Source organism: Streptomyces sp. NPDC005648 (assembly GCF_040605395.1).
GTDB lineage: Bacteria > Actinomycetota > Actinomycetes > Streptomycetales > Streptomycetaceae > Streptomyces.
Genome location: NZ_JBEXCS010000012.1, coordinates 1 through 17,124 on the forward strand (window position 1 = coordinate 1; position 17,124 = coordinate 17,124).

The 17,124-nt window shown below is 70.1% G+C and carries 15 protein-coding genes; 2 read left to right on the forward strand and 13 right to left on the reverse strand.

The window, feature by feature from the left end; genetic code table 11:
- The first annotated feature begins 329 nt into the window (after positions 1-329).
- Entirely contained in the window at positions 330-2,570 is a 2,241-nt protein-coding gene (locus ABZT17_RS09465) for an MMPL family transporter (protein WP_356345862.1), read from the forward strand.
- 125 nt (positions 2,571-2,695) lie between these two features.
- On the opposite strand, the gene ABZT17_RS09470 is transcribed toward ABZT17_RS09465, so the two are convergent.
- The 4 genes from ABZT17_RS09470 to ABZT17_RS09485 form a co-directional block, all read right to left on the reverse strand.
- Positions 2,696-3,343 carry a response regulator transcription factor gene (locus tag ABZT17_RS09470; protein WP_356345864.1) on the reverse strand — a complete coding sequence of 216 codons (648 nt, stop codon included), beginning with the start codon at positions 3,341-3,343 and terminating at the stop codon, positions 2,696-2,698.
- Positions 3,331-4,497 carry a histidine kinase gene (locus ABZT17_RS09475; protein ID WP_356346205.1) on the reverse strand — a complete coding sequence of 389 codons (1,167 nt, stop codon included), beginning with the start codon at positions 4,495-4,497 and terminating at the stop codon, positions 3,331-3,333. Before ABZT17_RS09475 ends, ABZT17_RS09470 begins: the two co-directional genes overlap by 13 nt.
- Positions 4,498-4,709: 212 nt before the next feature.
- Positions 4,710-5,381 carry a TetR/AcrR family transcriptional regulator gene (locus ABZT17_RS09480; protein ID WP_356345866.1) on the reverse strand — a complete coding sequence of 224 codons (672 nt, stop codon included), beginning with the start codon at positions 5,379-5,381 and terminating at the stop codon, positions 4,710-4,712.
- Positions 5,382-5,522: 141 nt separating this feature from the next.
- On the reverse strand, positions 5,523-6,239 hold the full coding sequence (locus ABZT17_RS09485) for a response regulator transcription factor (protein ID WP_356345869.1): 717 nt from the start codon (positions 6,237-6,239) through the stop codon (positions 5,523-5,525).
- A gap of 321 nt (positions 6,240-6,560) precedes the next feature.
- Between ABZT17_RS09485 and ABZT17_RS09490 the strand changes: the two genes are divergently transcribed.
- Entirely contained in the window at positions 6,561-6,884 is a 324-nt protein-coding gene (locus tag ABZT17_RS09490) for a hypothetical protein (RefSeq protein WP_356345871.1), read from the forward strand.
- A gap of 23 nt (positions 6,885-6,907) precedes the next feature.
- On the opposite strand, the gene ABZT17_RS09495 is transcribed toward ABZT17_RS09490, so the two are convergent.
- The 9 genes from ABZT17_RS09495 to ABZT17_RS09535 all read right to left on the reverse strand — a co-directional run bounded on the left by ABZT17_RS09495 (position 6,908) and on the right by ABZT17_RS09535 (position 17,091).
- Positions 6,908-8,065 (reverse strand): histidine kinase, encoded by a 1,158-nt coding sequence (locus ABZT17_RS09495; protein ID WP_356345873.1) that lies wholly within the window; start codon positions 8,063-8,065, stop codon positions 6,908-6,910.
- 133 nt (positions 8,066-8,198) lie between these two features.
- Entirely contained in the window at positions 8,199-9,023 is an 825-nt protein-coding gene (locus ABZT17_RS09500; protein WP_356345876.1) for an NmrA family NAD(P)-binding protein, read from the reverse strand.
- Positions 9,024-9,057: 34 nt separating this feature from the next.
- The gene (locus ABZT17_RS09505; RefSeq protein WP_356345878.1) at positions 9,058-9,453 is read right to left on the reverse strand and encodes a MaoC family dehydratase; all 396 of its coding nucleotides are present in this window, start codon (positions 9,451-9,453) and stop codon (positions 9,058-9,060) included.
- Between the two features lie 7 nt (positions 9,454-9,460).
- Positions 9,461-10,339 (reverse strand): acyl-CoA thioesterase domain-containing protein, encoded by an 879-nt coding sequence (locus tag ABZT17_RS09510; RefSeq protein WP_356345880.1) that lies wholly within the window; start codon positions 10,337-10,339, stop codon positions 9,461-9,463.
- Positions 10,336-11,490 (reverse strand): acyl-CoA dehydrogenase family protein, encoded by a 1,155-nt coding sequence (locus ABZT17_RS09515; RefSeq protein ID WP_356345882.1) that lies wholly within the window; start codon positions 11,488-11,490, stop codon positions 10,336-10,338. Before ABZT17_RS09515 ends, ABZT17_RS09510 begins: the two co-directional genes overlap by 4 nt.
- A gap of 8 nt (positions 11,491-11,498) precedes the next feature.
- Complete coding sequence (locus ABZT17_RS09520) at positions 11,499-12,662, reverse strand: acyl-CoA dehydrogenase family protein (RefSeq protein ID WP_356345885.1); 1,164 nt, start codon at positions 12,660-12,662, stop codon at positions 11,499-11,501.
- 10 nt (positions 12,663-12,672) lie between these two features.
- Entirely contained in the window at positions 12,673-14,214 is a 1,542-nt protein-coding gene (locus ABZT17_RS09525; RefSeq protein ID WP_356345888.1) for an AMP-binding protein, read from the reverse strand.
- A 4-nt stretch (positions 14,215-14,218) separates the two neighbouring features.
- On the reverse strand, positions 14,219-15,445 hold the full coding sequence (locus ABZT17_RS09530; protein WP_356345891.1) for an MFS transporter: 1,227 nt from the start codon (positions 15,443-15,445) through the stop codon (positions 14,219-14,221).
- 122 nt (positions 15,446-15,567) lie between these two features.
- Positions 15,568-17,091: an MFS transporter gene (locus tag ABZT17_RS09535; RefSeq protein WP_356345893.1), complete on the reverse strand. Its 1,524-nt coding sequence runs from the start codon at positions 17,089-17,091 to the stop codon at positions 15,568-15,570.
- Positions 17,092-17,124: the final 33 nt, after the last annotated feature.

Genomic DNA, 17,124 nt, shown 5'->3' on the forward strand with positions numbered 1-17,124 from the left:
CGGTCATCGCCCCCGCCCTCACCCGCCGCCTCCTAGACGAGTTCGCCCAGTACGTCCCCGCCCAGCGCGGCGACGCCCCCGAGGACCCGGCCCTCACCTCAGGAGGTGGACCGGGGCCGGGGCGTTTTCGGGCACTGGGGGAGTCTGCTCCACCTCCATGGTGTAGCGGGCTACACCATGGATTTGGGAGAGAGGTCTCTCGCGGAGTCGGGGGAGGAAACGAAACCCTGAACGTCGGCGACAGCTGTCCCGCTCCCCTCCCACCAGGGACGACGAGACACGGAGACGGCTGTCGGGTTCGATCCGAGATTGTGGAGGCCTCTTCCGCCATGGCAACCGTCCTCTATCACCTGGGCCGTGTGGCCTTCCGGTGGCGCTGGTTCGTCGCCCTGTTCTGGGTGGCGGTGCTCGCCGCCGTCGGCTTCGCCGCGGCGAAGGCACCCGCCGCGGCCGACGAGGGCTTCACGATGCCCGGCATCGAGTCCCAGAAGGCGTTCGACCTGCTGGAACAGCGCTTCCCCGGCAGCTCGGCCGACGGCGCGAGCGCCCGTATCGTGTTCGTCGCCCCGAGCGGTGAGCGGATCACCGCCGGCGAGAACAAGGCCGCGATCGAGAAGCTGGTCAGCACGGCCGGCGAGGACTCGCAGGTCGCCAGTGCCGTGAACCCGTTCCAGGCACAGGCCGTGAGCAAGGACGCCTCCACCGCGTACGCGACGGTGACCTTCAAGGAAAAGGCCGCCGACCTCACCGACGCCAGCAAGAAGCACCTGGAGTCGGCCATCGACACGGCCCGCAAGGCCGGACTGACCGTCGAGGTCGGCGGTGACGCGCTCGCCGCGAAGACCGCGGCGGGCGGCGCCTCGGAGGGCATCGGCATCGCCATCGCCGCCGTGGTGCTGGTGATCACCTTCGGTTCCCTGACGGCGGCCGGTCTGCCGCTGCTGACCGCGATCTTCGGCGTGGCCGTCAGCATGGTCGCCATCAAGGCGCTCTCCAGCACGTTCGGACTGTCGGACACCACCGGCACCCTCGCCACGATGCTCGGTCTGGCCTGTGGCATCGACTACGCCCTGTTCGTCGTCTCCCGGTACCGCGAGGAGCGTGCCAAGGGCCGGGACGCGCGCGAGGCGGCCGGTCACGCCGTCGGCACCGCCGGATCGTCGGTCGTGTTCGCGGGCCTGACCGTCGTCATCGCCCTGGCAGGCCTCTCGGTGGTCGGGATCCCCACACTGACGAAGATGGGCCTGGCCGCCGCGGGCGCGGTCGTCGGCGCCGTCCTCATCTGTCTGACCCTGGTCCCCGCCCTCCTTGGCTTCTGGCCGAACGTGGTGCAGTCGCGCAGCGAGCGCAGGTGGACCAAGCGGGCCCAGAAGAAGCGCCTCAAGCCCCACAACATGGGCAGCCGCTGGGCGAAGCTCGTGGTCCGTCATCCGCTTCCCGTCCTCCTGCTGGGCGTGGTGGGACTGGGCGCGCTGGCCTTGCCGGTGGCGAGCCTGGAGCTGGGCATGCCGGGCGACGAGGCCAAGCCGACCTCCACCACCGAACGGCGCGCCTACGACGATCTGGCCAAGGGCTTCGGCCCCGGTTTCAACGGTCCGCTGACCGTCGTCGTCGACGCCAAGGGGACCAAGGACCCCAAGGCCGCGGTGTCGACGATCTCGCAGGAGATCGGTGCGACCGACGGGGTCGTCTCCGTCTCGCCCGCCCGTTTCAACCAGGTCGGTGACACCGCGGTGTTCTCCGTCACCCCGTCCACCAGCCCCACCGACCAGAAGACCAAGGATCTCGTCACGACGATTCGCGACGAGCGGTCCGGTGTCGAGTCGAAGACCGACGGGGCGACCTTCGAGGTCACCGGAACGACCGCGCTGAACATCGACGTCGCCGGCAAGGTCCAGGCCGCCCTCGTGCCGTACCTGATCGTCGTGGTCGGTCTGGCGATCGTCCTGCTGCTCCTGGTGTTCCGCTCGCTGCTCGTCCCGGTGAAGGCGGCCGTCGGCTTCCTGCTCTCGGTCCTGGCGGCGCTCGGCACGGTCGTCCTGGTCTTCCAGCAGGGCCACGGCGCGGATCTGCTGGGTGTGGAGTCGACCGGTCCGATCATGAGCATGATGCCGATCTTCCTGGTGGGCATCGTGTTCGGCCTCGCCATGGACTACGAGGTGTTCCTGGTCTCCCGGATCAGGGAGTCGTACGTCCACGGGGACATCCCGGGTGGGGCGGTGGTCCGGGGCTTCAAGCCCAGCGCGCGGGTCGTCGTGGCGGCCGCCCTGATCATGATGGCGGTGTTCGCCGGCTTCATCGGGGCCGGCGAGTCGATGATCAAGATGATCGGTTTCGGTCTCGCCATCGCGGTCCTCTTCGACGCCTTCGTCGTCCGTATGGCGCTTGTCCCGGCGGTGCTGTCGCTCCTCGGCGACAAGGCCTGGTACCTGCCCCGCTGGCTGGACAAGGTGATGCCGAACATCGATGTCGAGGGCGAGAAGCTCAGCGAGAGGATGCCGGCTCCCGCTGGACCGGGCACGGCCGAGGGGGCGGACCCGGAGCACTCCGAAGCCGCCTCCCTCCGTTAGGCCCTGTCTGGAGTTTGGGCGTGCCCCGGCCCGGCCGATCCGACCGGAGGGCCGAGCGCCCGGATGATCCAGCCCCGGCGGCGAGGCGATTCGACTCGTCCGCCGGGCCCGGGGCGGGGTACAGGTCAGTCGACGTTGTTGAGGTAGGTGAGCACGGCGAGAACGCGACGGTGCCCGCTGTCGGTCGCCGGGAGCTCCAGCTTGAGGAAGAGGTTGCCGATGTGTTTGCTCACCGATCGCTCGGTGACGAAGAGCGTCTCGGCGATGGTCGCGTTGTCGCGCCCTTCGGCCATGAGCTCGAGCACTTCGCGCTCGCGTGGAGTGAGGGAGTCCAGCGGCGAGTTCCTGCGACGCGTCAGGAGCTGGGTCACCACCTCCGGGTCGAGGGCGGTCCCGCCCTCGGCCACGCGTTCCAGGGCGTCGAGGAACTCGTCGACCCTGCCGACCCGGTCCTTGAGGAGGTAACCGACACCGCTCGCACCCACACCGAGCAACTCGGCGGCGTACGACTCCTCGACGTACTGGGAGAGGACCAGGACCGGCAGGGCCGGAATGCTCTCACGGGCGGCGAGCGCGGCGCGCAGTCCTTCGTCGCGGTAGGTCGGCGGCATCCGGACATCCAGCACTGCGATGTCCGGGCGATGGCCGAGCAGCGCGGGCAGCACTTCCGGCCCGCTGCCGGCGACGGCCACGACCTCGTGCCCGGCCGATGTGAGCAGAAGGACCAGGCCTTCTCTGAGCAGGGCGTTGTCCTCGGCGATCACCACACGCACGGCAGCTCCACATCGATCACGGTCGGCCCCCCGACGGGGCTGGACACTTCTACGGTCCCGTCGAGGGCGGCGACACGGCGGCGCAGTCCCCGCAGGCCGGAGCCGCCGTTCTCGTCCGCGCCGCCCCTGCCCTCGTCCCGGACGACTGCCCGCAGCCCGTTGCGAAGGTGTTCGAGCCGGACGGAGGCCCGACCGCTGCCGGCGTGCTTGGCCGCGTTGGTCAGTGCCTCGGCGACGGCGAAGTACACCGCCGCCTCGGTGGCGGCCGGAGCTCTCGTGTCCGGTGCGTCGAGTCGTCCGTCGACGTTGACCGTCACGTGCAGCCCGCTGTCGGCCGCGAGCGCGCGGACGGCTCCGGCGAGGCCCCGGTCGGCGAGGACGGGCGGGTGGATGCCATGGACGACGTGTCGTAGTTCGGTGAGCGCTTCCTGAGCCTGGCCCTGCGCGTCGGCGAGCAGCCTGCGTGCGCCTTCGGGGTCGTGGTCACAGACGCGCTGGGCGAGACCGATGCGCAGGGACAGAGCGACGAGGCGCGCCTGGGTGCCGTCGTGGAGGTCGCGCTCGATGCGACGGAGCTCGGCGTCGTGCGCCGCGATGGCACGGGCACGGGCGGTGGCGAGTTCTCGGCCGTGGGCGCCGCGCCGGGCCTGGAGGGAGGGTTTCAGCAGCGCGGTGGACCAGCGGGCGTCGAGGTCGGCCAGGCCGATGATGAGTGGCAGGACGACCGGTCCCCGGCGGAGTACCGCGGATCGGAGGCCGTCGACGACGAGACTGAGCGGCCACAGGACCAGGGTGACGAGAAAAAGGGTGCCGTAGAGGTAGTTGCAGGCCAGCCAGCGAAGGTCGGAGGAGGTCGCGGGATCGCGGACCGCGGCTCGCAGGCGTGTGCGGACCGGGCCGCTGATGGGCTCGTAGGACTCGGGGATGGGACGGCCGGTCCACAGGGAGGCCCTGGTACGTCTGGCGCCGGCGACACGGCGAAGCTGGATCACGGTCTCGGGCAGCATCCAGGCACAGATCAGCGCGACGGTACCGATCACCGTGATCAGCAGCACGGCTATGTACAGATACATGCCGAATGTGAGGGCGGCGGCGACGAACAGGTATCGGGTCGCCCGCCCGGCCCGTTTGACCGTGCTCCATGTGCCGTCCAGACCTGTCGGGTGACGGCGCTGCGGGGGTTCGCCGGTACGTGAGACGGCCGAGGACGCAAGTGAGGCTCGGGGCAACGGGGATGGGGAGTGGGGGGCGGACCGGGCGGAGCCGCTCACCACACCGATGATCATCGCGGTTCCGGCGCAGAGAGCTTTCATGGGGGTCCCGAGCGTCGGTGACTGTGGTTCTGGTAATGCAGTCGGGTCGGAGGTCAAAGGAAATAGGGTTTGTTCAGTTCCTTTTCGCTGGCCCTCATGAAGGCGGCTCGTGTTTCGTTGGAGACAGGTGCCTGTAGAAGCCCGAGAACACTGTCGACAAGGTCGGCGCCCTCCAGAGCGAAAGGAAGGACATCGCGATTCGACGCTTGCGCCGTCTCCCGGTTGGCAACGGTCTGCACGATGAGAATCATGGCGCGCGAAAGGCGCTGCGCGAGCAGTTGTTCAGGCACGTCCGGCAATGAGGCGGCCAACTGTGCGTGGAGGTTTCGATGCCTTTCGAAGACCTCTTCGGGGTGGCGGCTGAAAACATCCCGCTTTCCGTACTGTTGAAGCATCGAGATGAACCTCAGATAGTGACTGCCCGGCTGCTCACCCTGATGCAGAACGGCGAAGGCCTGGCATTCGACCAGGCCGCGCAGATCCTGCGGATTCCGTTGGTTGAACTGGGCGGTGTACAACTCGCGCAACTGAGGTAGGCGGTGGTCGAAGACGGCTTCGACCAGACGGTCTCTTGAGCCGAAGTGGTATTGCACCGCGGAGTTGTTGGCATTCCCTGCCGCGGCCCCGATCTGCCGGAGTGACACTCCGTCAAGTCCGTGCTGCGCGAAGAGGCGCTCGGCGGCGAGCACGATCTGGAGCTTGGTGGACGGGGTGGCGACCGGCATGAGCCAAGCGAAGCAGGATCCAGCCATTAAGTCAAACGTCTTATTACTGGGACGCTTGACTTAACTCGCCGGTAGGGAATGGGCCGGTCGTCCGTAACCCGCAGTTCCGCCGGACGCCCGAGCCTCCCCGGGTCCGGCCGCCTATCCGGCGTACAGCATGTACCCGGCGCCGCGCACGGTGCGGATCAGGGAGCGGCCGGCGTCATCCAGCTTGCGGCGCAGGGTGTAGATGTACGTCTCCATGACTCCGGACTCGCCCTGGAAGCCGTAGTTCCACACGGTGTCGAGGATCTTTCCCTTGGGGACCACCCGTCCGGCGTTCCGCAGCAGAAGCCTCAGCAGCGCGAACTCGGTGGTCGACAGCTGCACGGCTGTCCCGCGCAGCCGCACCTCCCGCGTGTCCTCGTCCAGTTCGACGCCGGCCGCGCCGAGTCGGCGGTCGGAGATCTCCGTCGCGCGTGCGCCGCGGCGGCACCGGCGGACCAGTGCCCGCAGTCGCGCGTTCAGCTCGGTCAGGTCAAAGGGAATGGTGACGTAGTCGTCGCCTCCCATGGCCAGCGCGTGGCACTTGTCCTCGACCGCGGTCCGCGAGCTGAGGAATACCACGGGGGTGTCGATTCCCTCCCTCCGCAACTGCCGGCAGACCTCGACGCCGCCCAGGTCGGGCAGAGTCGTGTCGAGCAGCATGGTGTCGGGTCCCCGGCGGCGGGTCTGGTGGATCATCTCGGCCCCGGTGGCCACGAAGTGCGCGTCGAAGCCGATGATGCCCAGCGCCATGACGAGTGTCTCTGCCGTGCTGGTTACTTCCCGGCTCACCAGGACGCGCGGATGGTCGGGTACACGGGATTCGTTGTTCACGCTCGCGTACTTTCGGTCGGCGGTACACGTCCGGGCCACGGCGGGTCGCGCGGGGGCCCGGGTCAGGCTGTCCGATGGAATCGATTCCAGAACCGGAACGAAGGATTCCGAAGGTCCCGGTTTCGGCTGAACATGGGGGCTGTTGCCAGGTCAAGGCCTTACGTGAGACTTCAAGCACATACGGTTCGGGAGAGCGCCGCGGCGTCCGATGGTGTAGCCCGCTACACCGCCATGGGGGACCGGGACCCCTGTCGGAGAGGTTTCACGTGCCGAAAGCTGGAGCCGCACACCGCCGAGCCCGTTTTCGAGGAATGCACCTACATGAAGTCCGAAAAGCGCAGGGCGAGGGTCACCCCGTCGAATCTCGTCCTGGCCGTCCTGCTGGCAGGAGGCCTCGTGGGCGATGTGGTCGGGCTCGTACTTCTGGACGGCGCCGCTGCACAGCTCGTTGTCGACGGCTCGACGGTGGCCCTGCTCCTGGGCCTCCGGTTACTGACGACAAGAGAGCCGGTGAAGACGTGGCTCGCCGGGTGGTCGGGGCAGTGGGCCTTCTGTCTGGGCGTTCTGCTGCTGGTCAGCGCCGTGTTCCTGCACCTGGGAGGCCCTGGGTACTTCGGGTGGCGGAACGTTTCCTGGAACTGGTGAAACCGAGGAGGACTCGTGGAAGGTCACCATGCGCACGGCATCTCGGCGGTGACCACGGTCGGCCCTCCGGCCGGGCTCGTCACGGTCATCACTCCGTCGAGGGCCGCCAACCGGCGCCGGACGTCGAGCAGTTCCGTGGCGGCGTTCTCGTCGGTGCCGCCCAACCCGTCGTCCCGGACGACGACACGCAGGCCGCCGGACATGCGCTCCAGGCGGACGGAGAGCCGGGTGGCACCACTGTGCTCGGCCGCGTGGGAGAGCGCCGCGGCGACGGTGGAGTAGGCGGCGGACTCCACCGCGGGCGGTGCCTGCACGCCCGTGCCGTCGAGTCCGTCCGCGCACACGGTGACGTCCAGCTTGCTGCTCGCGGCCAGTGCCCGCACGGCCCCGACGAGGCGCCGGTCGGTGAGGATGGGCGGACGGATGCCCCGCACCACGCGCCTCAGTTCGGTCAGTGCCGCCTCGACCTGGTCCTGCGCCTCGACGAGGACCCCGCGGGTCGTGTCGGGATCCTTCTCGCTCCGTCGGAGCGCCATGCCGAGATGCAGTGAGAGCGAGACCAGGCGGGCCTGCGTGCCGTCGTGCAACTCCCTCTCGACGCGGCGCAGTTCGGCGTCGTGAGCGGTGAGGGCGTCCGCCCGGGTGGTGGTGAGCTGCTCGACCCGGGTGAGGAGGAGGACCCCGTGGGACGGGTGGAGCAGCGCGCTCGACCACCGGGCCTCCCGGTCGGCGACCTTGCCGATCACCGGGAGAACGACCGGCTCACGCCGCAGCAGGGCGTGCCGTAGGCCGTCGACGAGGAGAGCGACCGGCCAGAGCGGCAGGACGAGGAGGAAGAGCGGAGCGGCGTAGAAGGAGTGTGCGCTCATCCAGCGCAGATCGGTGTACGTTCCCGGGTCGCACGCGACCGAGCGGATCCGTTCGCGGACCGTGCCGTCGACGGGGCGATACGCCTCCGGGATCTCCCGGCCGGTCCACCGCTCGGTCAGCCTCCGCTTGGCGCCGGCGATCCGCCGGGTGAGCAGAACCGTCTCGGGCAGCAGCCAGGCCCCCGCGACCGCGAGCGTGCCGACCGCCGTGATGATCAGCACCGTGACGTAGAGGTAGGCGCCGAGCGCGAAGGCCGCGGCCAGGAGGAGATGCCGGGTGGCCCGGGCGGCGTGACCAACTGATTTCCACATACATGTAACGCTAGGCGGGCGGGTGGCCCCGGCGCGGGAGTGCGAGCCACCCACCCGTGGTGTAGCGCGCTACACCGGTGCTCGCGGACCGCGCTCCGTCGTCGCCGACCACGGCTTCCCGGTGGGTCGGGCGTCAGGCGTTCCAGACACCCGCGGCCGCGGTCTCGCGGGCGTAGTCGGAGAAGTCCCTGGGGGCCCGTCCGAGGGCTTCCTCGACGCCCTGGACCAGATAGGCGTTCCGGCCGTCCAGGTTGTGGGCGAAGCCGTCCGCCAGCTCCTCGGGGAGACCGATCTCCCGCAGTGCGGCCCGGAACTGCTCCGGGGTCTGCGGGATGTAGGTGATCTCCCGCCCGGTGGCCTTGGACAGCTCCTTCGCGACGTCCGCGAAGGTGAGCAGGCGCGGCCCGGAGAGTTCGTACGTCTTGCCGATGTGCCGGTCGTCGGTGAGTGCGGCGACCACCACGTCGGCGATGTCGTCGATGTCGACGAACGCCTCGGCCACGTCGCCGACCGGCAGGGCGATCTCGCCGGCCAGGACCGCGCCGAGGAAGAAGCCCTCGCTGAAGTTCTGGTCGAACCAGCCCGGGCGGACGACGGTCCAGTCCACACCCGAGTTCCTGACGCCCTCCTCGATCGTGTGGAGGGCCGCGTCACCGCGGGACGACAGCAGCACCAGGCGCCGTACGCCCGAATCCACCGCCGCCCGGGCGAAGGCGGCGATCTGCTCGCCGGCATCGGGCAGCGTGATGTCGGGGTGGGTGAGGTAGACCGTGTCGACACCGTCGAGCGCCGCCTTCCAGGTGGCCGTGTCCTCCCAGACGAAGGAAGGCTCGCCGCCGCGCGATCCGACGCGGACGCCGCGGCCGAGGGCGGTGAGGCGCTCGGCGACCCGCCGGCCGGTCTTGCCGGTGCCGCCGAGGACGAGCACGGCGGGACGGGGGGTGGCTGACTGGGACATGACTCTCCTTGGGGAGGGGGTGTTGGGCGGCCGGTCACGGCACGAGCAGGCTGAGCGACTCCGCCACGCAGGACGGCTTCTCCGCGTTCTCGCGCTCGATCGTGATCCGGGTGGTGAGCAGGTGCCCGTTGCCACCGGCCACCAGCGAGACCAGTTCGACGCCGGCCCGCACGCGCGAGCCGACCGGCACCGGCGAAGGGAAACGGACTTTGTTCGCGCCGTAGTTGACGCCCATCGTGAGGCCGTCGATCTGGTAGACCTCGCCCTCCAGCAGGGGCAGCAACGTCAGGGGCAGGTACCCGCACCGATGGTCGCCGGTCGCTTCGGCGAACGCGTCGATCCGCTGCTGGGTGACGGTGTGCCAGGAGGAGTGACCGAGGTGGGTGCCCACCGCTCTTCCCAGCCCTTCGATGTTCCGAAAGGTCCTCATCGTCCTTCTACGCCCTTTCCGCGGGTGGTTCAGGGGTGCGCACCATGAGTTCCTGGGCGGTGGCGGCGAGCAAGGTGCCGTCGCGGCTGTGGATGCGGCCGCTCACCAGTCCTCGGCTGCCTCCCGCTGTCGGTGACTCCTGGACCGTGAGCAGCCATTCATCGGCGCGGCCGTCGCGGTACCACCAGAGCGCGTGGTCGAGGCTGGCCATGGTCGTGCCGTTGCCGCCCCATACGAGGCCGTGTGTGGTGAGGATCGGCTCGGAGATGTAGGCGTCGCTCAGGTAGGCGAGAACCGCGCGGTGGACGATCGGGTCGTCCGGCAGTCTCCGCCGGGCCCGGATCCAGATCGCGCGGGCCGGTCCGCCGTGCTCGCCGAGGCTGTCGAGGGCCTCTGCCGGAACGAGCCGTACGTCGAGGTGGTCCTCGACCGTGGGAGGGCCGCCCCCGCCGGAAAGGCTGCCGCCGGGCGGCGCCTGGGACGGCAGGCTCTCGGGATCGGGGAGGCCCTTCGGCATGGCCGCCTGGTGTTCCACGCCCGGCGACCGCCGCTGGAACGAGGCGATCATGGTGAGAATGGGATTTCCGTCCTGGTACGCCTGGACGCGCCGGGTGGAGAAGGAGCGCCCGTCGCGCACCCGGTCCACCCCGTAGGTGATCGGTTTGCGCACATCGCCCGCGCGCAGGAAGTAGCCGTGCAGGGAGTGCGCCTCCCGGAGCGGCTCGGTGGTGCGGGACGCGGCGAGCAGCGCCTGGGCGAGGACCTGACCGCCGTAGACCCGGCTGTCCGGCATGCGGTGCGCGATGGCGACGAACACGTCGTCCGCGGTACGGGCTTGTGTGGCGTCCGGGGTGAGCGCGTCGAGGAGGTCCGGCTCCCGGCTCACTGGACCGGCCCGTTGCTCGCGTGGTCGAGCAGGGTGCGGGACAGCCGGGAGCGGTGGAAGGCGCCGTCCCCGGTCAGGCGCTCGATCACCGTGAGCCGGCTCAGGCAGTGCCCGACACCGTGCTCGGCGGTGACCCCGATCCCGCCGTGCAGTTGGACCGCTTCCTGGCCGATGAGCCGGCTCGCGCGGGAGAGCTGGAGCCAGGCGTGCGAGGCGGCGGCGGCCACGTCGACGGCTCCGTCGTCCCGGTGCTCGGCGTCGCGGACGACGGTAGCCCAACCGACCGTGGAACGGGCCAGTTCGAGGGCGACGTACATGTCGGCGGCGCGGTGGGTGAGGGCCTGGAAGGCGCTGAGCGGTCTGTCGAACTGGACGCGGGTACGCAGGTATTCCACGGTCTTGTCCAGGGCCAGCTGGGCAATCCCCAGCGCCTCGTGCCCGTAGGCGATCCGGGTCCGGTCCTGGACCCGCTCGATCGTCGCGGTGTGGTCGACGCCCGGGTCGCCGAGCGGGGTGGCGGGTGTGGCGTCGAAGCGGACGGCGGTGGCCCGGCCGCCGTCCGGGGTGCGGTAGGGAACGCGGGTCGGACCGTCCGCGTCCGGGGTGACGAGGAACAGCGCCGTACGGTCGTCGACCGTCGCGGACACGATCAGGACGTCGGCCCGTTCTCCTTGTACGACGGGCTCCTTGACGCCGGTGAGCCGCCAACCGTCCGGCCCGAGGACGACGTTGGCGGAGTCGGCGCGGGGGCTCCACCGGCTGCCGGGCTCGTGATGGGCGAAGGCCGGCAGGAGTTCGCCGGCCGACAGCGCTGCCAGGAGGGTGCCGCGCTGTTCGTCGCTGCCCGCCTCGTCGATGAGCCCGCCGGCGAGGACCACGGCCTCGACGTAGGGCTCGGGCGCGAGTACCCGGCCGAGTTCCTCGGCGACGATGGAGACCTCGACGGGGCCCGCGCCCACTCCGCCGACGTCCTCGGGGAACGGCAGCGCGAGCGCGCCGATGTCGGCCAGCCGGCGCCAGACCTTCTCGTCGAAGCCGGGTTCTCGGGCCACGACCTCGCGTCGGACGGCGATGTCCTGGTACTTCGCCGACAGCAGTCGGCGGATGCTGTCGCGGAGGGCGTTCTGCTCGTCGTCGTGTGTGAAGTCCATGACTGCCTTCAGAGTCCGAGAATCGTGGCGGCGATGATGGTGCGCTGCACCTCGTTGGAGCCGCCGTAGATGGAGGTCTTGCGCTCGTTGAGATAGTGGGGGGCGCTCCTTCGTGCCCACTGCGGGAGCGCGGATCCGTCGTCCGCGCCGGAGGCGAGCGCGGCCGGCCCCGCCATGTCGACGACCAGTTCGGTGACCGCCTGGGACAGCCGGGTGCCATGCAGTTTGAGGACCGACGACGCCGGGTCGACAGCCTCCTGGGCGGCGCCGCCGGCCACCCGCAGCGCGGTCAGCTCCAGTGCGAGGAGTTCGTTCTCCAGGTCGGTGAACCGGTGCGTGTAGGAGGCGTCCTCGAGCAGACCCAGGGTGTGGGCGTGGTGCTTGGCGGTGGCCAGCATGCGCTTGGTCTCGCCTACCCCGCTCAGGCCCGTCCGCTCGTTGCCCAGCAGGAACTTGGCATACGTCCAGCCCTTGTTCACCTCGCCGACGAGGTTGTCCGCCGGGACCCGCACGTCGTCGAAGAAGACTTCGTTGACCTCGAAGGTGCCGTCCACCAGCTCGATCGGACGGACGGCCACCCCGGGGCTGCTCATGTCGACGAGCAGGAAGCTGATGCCCTGTTGGCGTTTGGGGGCCCGCGGATCGGTCCGTACGAGGGTGAAGATCCAGTCCCCGTACTGGGCGTGGGTCGTCCAGGTCTTCTGGCCGTTGACGATCCAGTGCCGTCCGTCGCGGACCGCGGTGGTCCTGAGGGAGGCCAGATCCGAACCCGCTTCGGGCTCGGAGAACCCCTGCGACCACCAGATGTCGAGGTTGGCCGTGGGCGGCAGGAACCGTTCCTTCTGTTCCTGGCTGCCGAAGGCGGCGATCACCGGGCCGACCATCGAGGTGTTGAACTCCAGAGGGTGGGGGACGGCGGCCTCTGCGAGTTCCTCGTGCCAGATGTGGGTGCGCAGCGGGGTCCAGCCGTGGCCTCCCCACTCGACGGGCCAGGCCGGCACGGCCAAGCCCGCCGCGTTGAGGGCGCGTTGGGACCTGACGTAGTCCTCGCGCGTCAACTCCTCGTGGGCCGCCACCTTGTCACGGATCTCGCGAGGGATCTCGGCACGCAGGAAGGCGCGGAACTCGTCGCGGAACCGCGCGTCTTCGGGTGTCAGTCGCAGTCTCACCATCGTCGTCTCCTCACATCTCGCGCAGTTCGGCGGCGAGTGCACGCTTGTCGATCTTTCCGGTGGGCCCCACCGGCAAGCTGCCCTTGAGCAGTACCTGCCGTGGGAGCTTGTAGGGCGCCAGGCGGGAGCCGGCGTAGGCGACGAGGTCCGCCGTCGAGAAGGGGGACTGGCCCTCCTCGGGCACCACGAAGGCGACGACCTCCTCACCGTAGTGGTCGTCCGGCCGGCCTACGACGGCGGCGAGGCAGACCTGCGGATGTTCGACGAGCACCGCCTCGATCTCGTTGGGATAGACGTTGAGCCCGCCGCGGATGATCAGTTCTTTGCTGCGCCCGACGATGTAGAGGTAGCCGTTCTCGTCCAGCCGGCCCAGGTCGCCCGTGTGCAGCCATCCGTCACGGATCGCCTCAGCGGTCTCCTCGGGCCGACCGATGTATCCCTTCATGACGAGGGGCCCACCGAACAGCACCTCTCCGACGTGGTCCGGCCCGGGCGGCAGATCCCGGCCGTCCGCGTCCACGACACGGATGGCCGCGCCCACGACCGCGCGGCCCACCGAGCCGTGCCGGAAGCCGAAGGCGCCGCCGTTGGCCGTTCCGCCACCGCCGGTCTCCGTGAGCCCGTACCCCTCGACGTAGTCGGCGTTGGGCAGCGCCTCGCGGATGAGCCGTATCTGCTCGGGCGCCATCGGTGCGCCGCCGCTGGTTGCGGCGGTGACGCTGGTGAGGTCCCGCCCCTCGAAGTCCGCGTTGACCAGCGCGTGGTACATCGTGGGAACCCCGTACAGGTCCGTGATCCGGTGCCGCTCGATCGCGTCGAGCAGGTCGGTGACGGAGAAGCGCTCCCGTAGGACGAGGGTCTGGCGACGCAGGACGCCCCCGTTGAGCAGTTCGGAGAGCCCGAAGACGTGGTAAAGGGGCAGCACGGCGTACAGGACGTCGGTTTCGTCGCCGGACTCGGTCGCGTCGCCGAGCAACGGAGTCAGGAGCAGGTTGAGGTGGGACAACTCGACACCTTTCGGAACTCCGGTCGAGCCGCTGGTGTAGAGGACCACCGCCGTCGCGTCGTTCGGGACCGGGAGCGGCGTGAAGGACGCGGGATGCGACTCCTCCTCGGCGACGAGTGCGTCCAACGGCCAGAGCGGGGCGGGTGGTTCCGGTTCGAGCGGATCCGTCGGCAGGGTGATGACGGCGTCCACGTCCGCGTCGTCGACGATGTGTCCGACCTCGCGGGCGGTCGCCGCCGGGTTCATCGGCAGGACCGTCGCGCCGCGGGCGAGCAGGGCGAAGTAGTACGGCACGAAGTCGACGACGTTCGGCAGTCGCAGTCCGATACGGCTGCCCTCGGTGACCCCGCGCGAGGCGAGCACGGCCGCGGCACGCCCGGCTCGGCGTTCCAGCTCCGCGAAGGTGTGCGGAGCTTCCCGCGTCACGACGAAGGGCTTGTCGGGGCGCAGCCGCGCCGCGTCGGACAGGGCGGTGGCGAAGTTGAAGTACATGCGGTGCTCCGGGTGGGTGGCGGTGTCCGGGCGCGGCGGCGCTCGGGCGGACACGGGGTCAGGCGGCGTGCACGGCCTGGGCTTCGACCGGCACAGGACGGCCGAGGCGGCGCAGCAGCAGCGCGGCGACAACCGCGCCGGTCGCGCAGAGGAGGAAGGCGACCGCCGGCTCGTGGACGAGGAGTCCCACGGCGCCGGTGACCACGAGGGCGCCGAGGTTCCCGGAGAACATGACCAGGCCCGCGGCGGTGCCCTCGGAATCCCCGGTACGCCGTTCCAGCAACTCCAGGATGATCGGGAGGGACGGCAGCAGTCCGAACCCGATGAGTGCCAGGCCGGCGAAGCCCACGGGCACTGACGGCGCGACCGCCAGCAGCACACAGCACACGGCGGCGACGAGGAGTCCGGCGACGATGGTCCGCGCTTCCCTGCCGTGCCGCGCCGCGGCGACCGGGACCAGCGCGGAGCCGGCGACGCCGGCGACGACGCCGACGACCAGCATCACGCTCGCCACGTCGGCGTGCACACCCGCAGGTTCCAGCAGGGTCTCGGTGAACGTCGTGATGGCGCTGAAGGTGCCGAAGGGGAAGAAGACGACCATGCACATCCGGCGTACGAAGGGGTCGCTCAGCGTGGCGCGCACGGTGACGTCCGGCGCGGCGGGCCCGGACGCGGCGCGGACCGGGTGCCTCAGCGTCGCCAGCTGGGCGAGGGCGGCGGCGCAGGCGAGCGCGGACCCGATGCCGACGAGGGTGGTGAACTGCCCGGCGTCCGGCAGTACCACGCCGAGTGCGAAGGCGGCGACCATGCCGCTGAACATCCCGGCCGACGCGATGGCGATGCCGCGGGCGCGGTCCTTTTCGGCGAGGTGGTTGCGGGCGACGGCGGGAATCGCGTTGAGGACCAGCGGCTGGCCGATCGCGATGACGCTCTGCCCCACGAGGGCCCATCCGTAGGAGTCGCCGGACCATCTCAGCACCGCTCCGGCCGCGGTGAGCAGCGCGCCGGCCGCCATCCCCGCCTTGAAGTGGCGGTCGAGGATGCGCCCGGCCGGGATCGCCAGGACGACGAACCAGAGCGGGAACATGTTGGCCAGCCATCCGATCGCCGACTCCGACACCCCGAAGTGGTCGGCGGCGATGCCCGTGACGGGTGCGTAGCCGAGCCAGGCCACCTGGGTCGAGGCCGCCAGAACGGTGAATGCCGCCACGGCGGTCCAGCGGCTGCGGACCGGGTCGGACTGTGACTGCGCCGACGCTGCGCGTCTCCATTGTCGCTGCGGCATCGTCGTCTCCCATCTGCTTGCCTGCCCGTCGTGCGGAGCCAGTGCCTGCCCGCGCGGCGAGGGAGGGATGTCGGTACGGGTGCGGAGTGCGGACCGATGTGCGTTCCGCCGGTTCTTCGCTCTCAGCCTTGGTCCGGTTCCGCTTTCCGGGGCGGCGGGTCATCGGCCGACGCCCATCCGGAGGCGGGTCTCGCCAGCAGGATCAAACCGCCGGCCAGGGACGCGACGATCATGACGACGAACAACAGGTTGAAGCCGTGGATCAACGCTCCGGCGCCGGTGTCCGGCGGCACGGTGGCATCGTAGAAGGCGGACCGGGCTTCGGCGGGCAGGGAACTCGTCGCGATGGCGAGACCCGCGGCGAGCGCGACAGATCCGCCGACGTTCATGACCGTCAGTCGGATTCCGTTGACGGTTCCGATCTCGCCGGGCGGTGCCTCACGGATGATCAGTGTGGAGTTGACCGTGGAGAAGACACCGGCGCCGAGTCCGATGGCGAGCAGCGCGAGCAGGTGCCACCCGTAGGGCCGGCCGCCGGAGAACGACAGGGCGAGCAGGCCGAGTCCGGCGGACATGGTGACGCTCGCCCCGATGGCCGTGGTGCGCAGGCCTCGGCGTGCGGCGATCCGGTCCGCCACGAGGGATCCCACGGTGATTCCCACCGGCAGCGGAAGCACCTTCAGCCCCGCCGTCACGGCCGAGTCGCCGAGCACGGTCTGGTAGTAGAGACCCGCGATCAGGACGGTCTCGAACCTCGGCAGCACGCTCAGAAGGTTGCTGAGGTTGGCGAGCAGGAACGATCCGCGTCTGAGCAGCCGGGCCTGGAGGATGGGGTCCTCGGCCCGGGACTCGACGACGATCAGTACGGGGACCAGGGCGACCGCCACCGCCAGGCCGACCACGACCTCCCAGCTGCGCAGTCCGGAACTCTGCACGGAGGAGACGCCGTAGACGAGGAAGCCCGACATCAGTGACAGGGTGAGCGCTCCCCGGACGTCGAGCTTGCGGGTGCGGTCGGGGGTGCGGGGGAGTGCCGCCAGGTATCTGGCGCCCAGTACCACGCAGCCGAGGGCGAACGGCACCTGGCCCCAGTACAGCCAGTGCCAGCCCACGGTGCCTGTGATCAGCCCGCCCACCGAGGGCGCGATCATCTGCGCCACCGAGACTCCGGCGAGGTAGACCCCCATGGCCCGGCCCAGGCGCCGACCCGGGAAGACCGCCCCGACGGTCGCGCCCGTGTTGCACATGACCATGGCGGCTCCGACCGCCTGGACCGCGCCCAGCGCGATCAGCATGACCACGGAGCCAGCGAAGCCCGACAGGACCGCCGCCACGGTGAAGACCCCGAGGCCGGACAGGAACATCCAGCGCAGCCCGACGAGGTCGGCGACCCGGCCGAACAGGATCAGGAAGCAGGTCTGGACGAGGGTCGGCATCAGCAGCAGCCAGGTCGACTCGAAGGCCGAGGCCCCGAAGTGCCGGGCCACCGTGGGCAGAGCGATGGCGAGGACGCTGGTGCTCGACACGACGAGGAAGATGCTCAGGGTGACCAGCGACAGGATCCGCAGTTCAAAGGATCTCCGCGCCCGGGCGGCCCCGTCCGGCGTCGGCGTGGCGGCCGTGGCCCCGTTGTCGGTCGCCGTCATCTCGTCCCGCCTTCGACGCCGGCGCGCACGGCG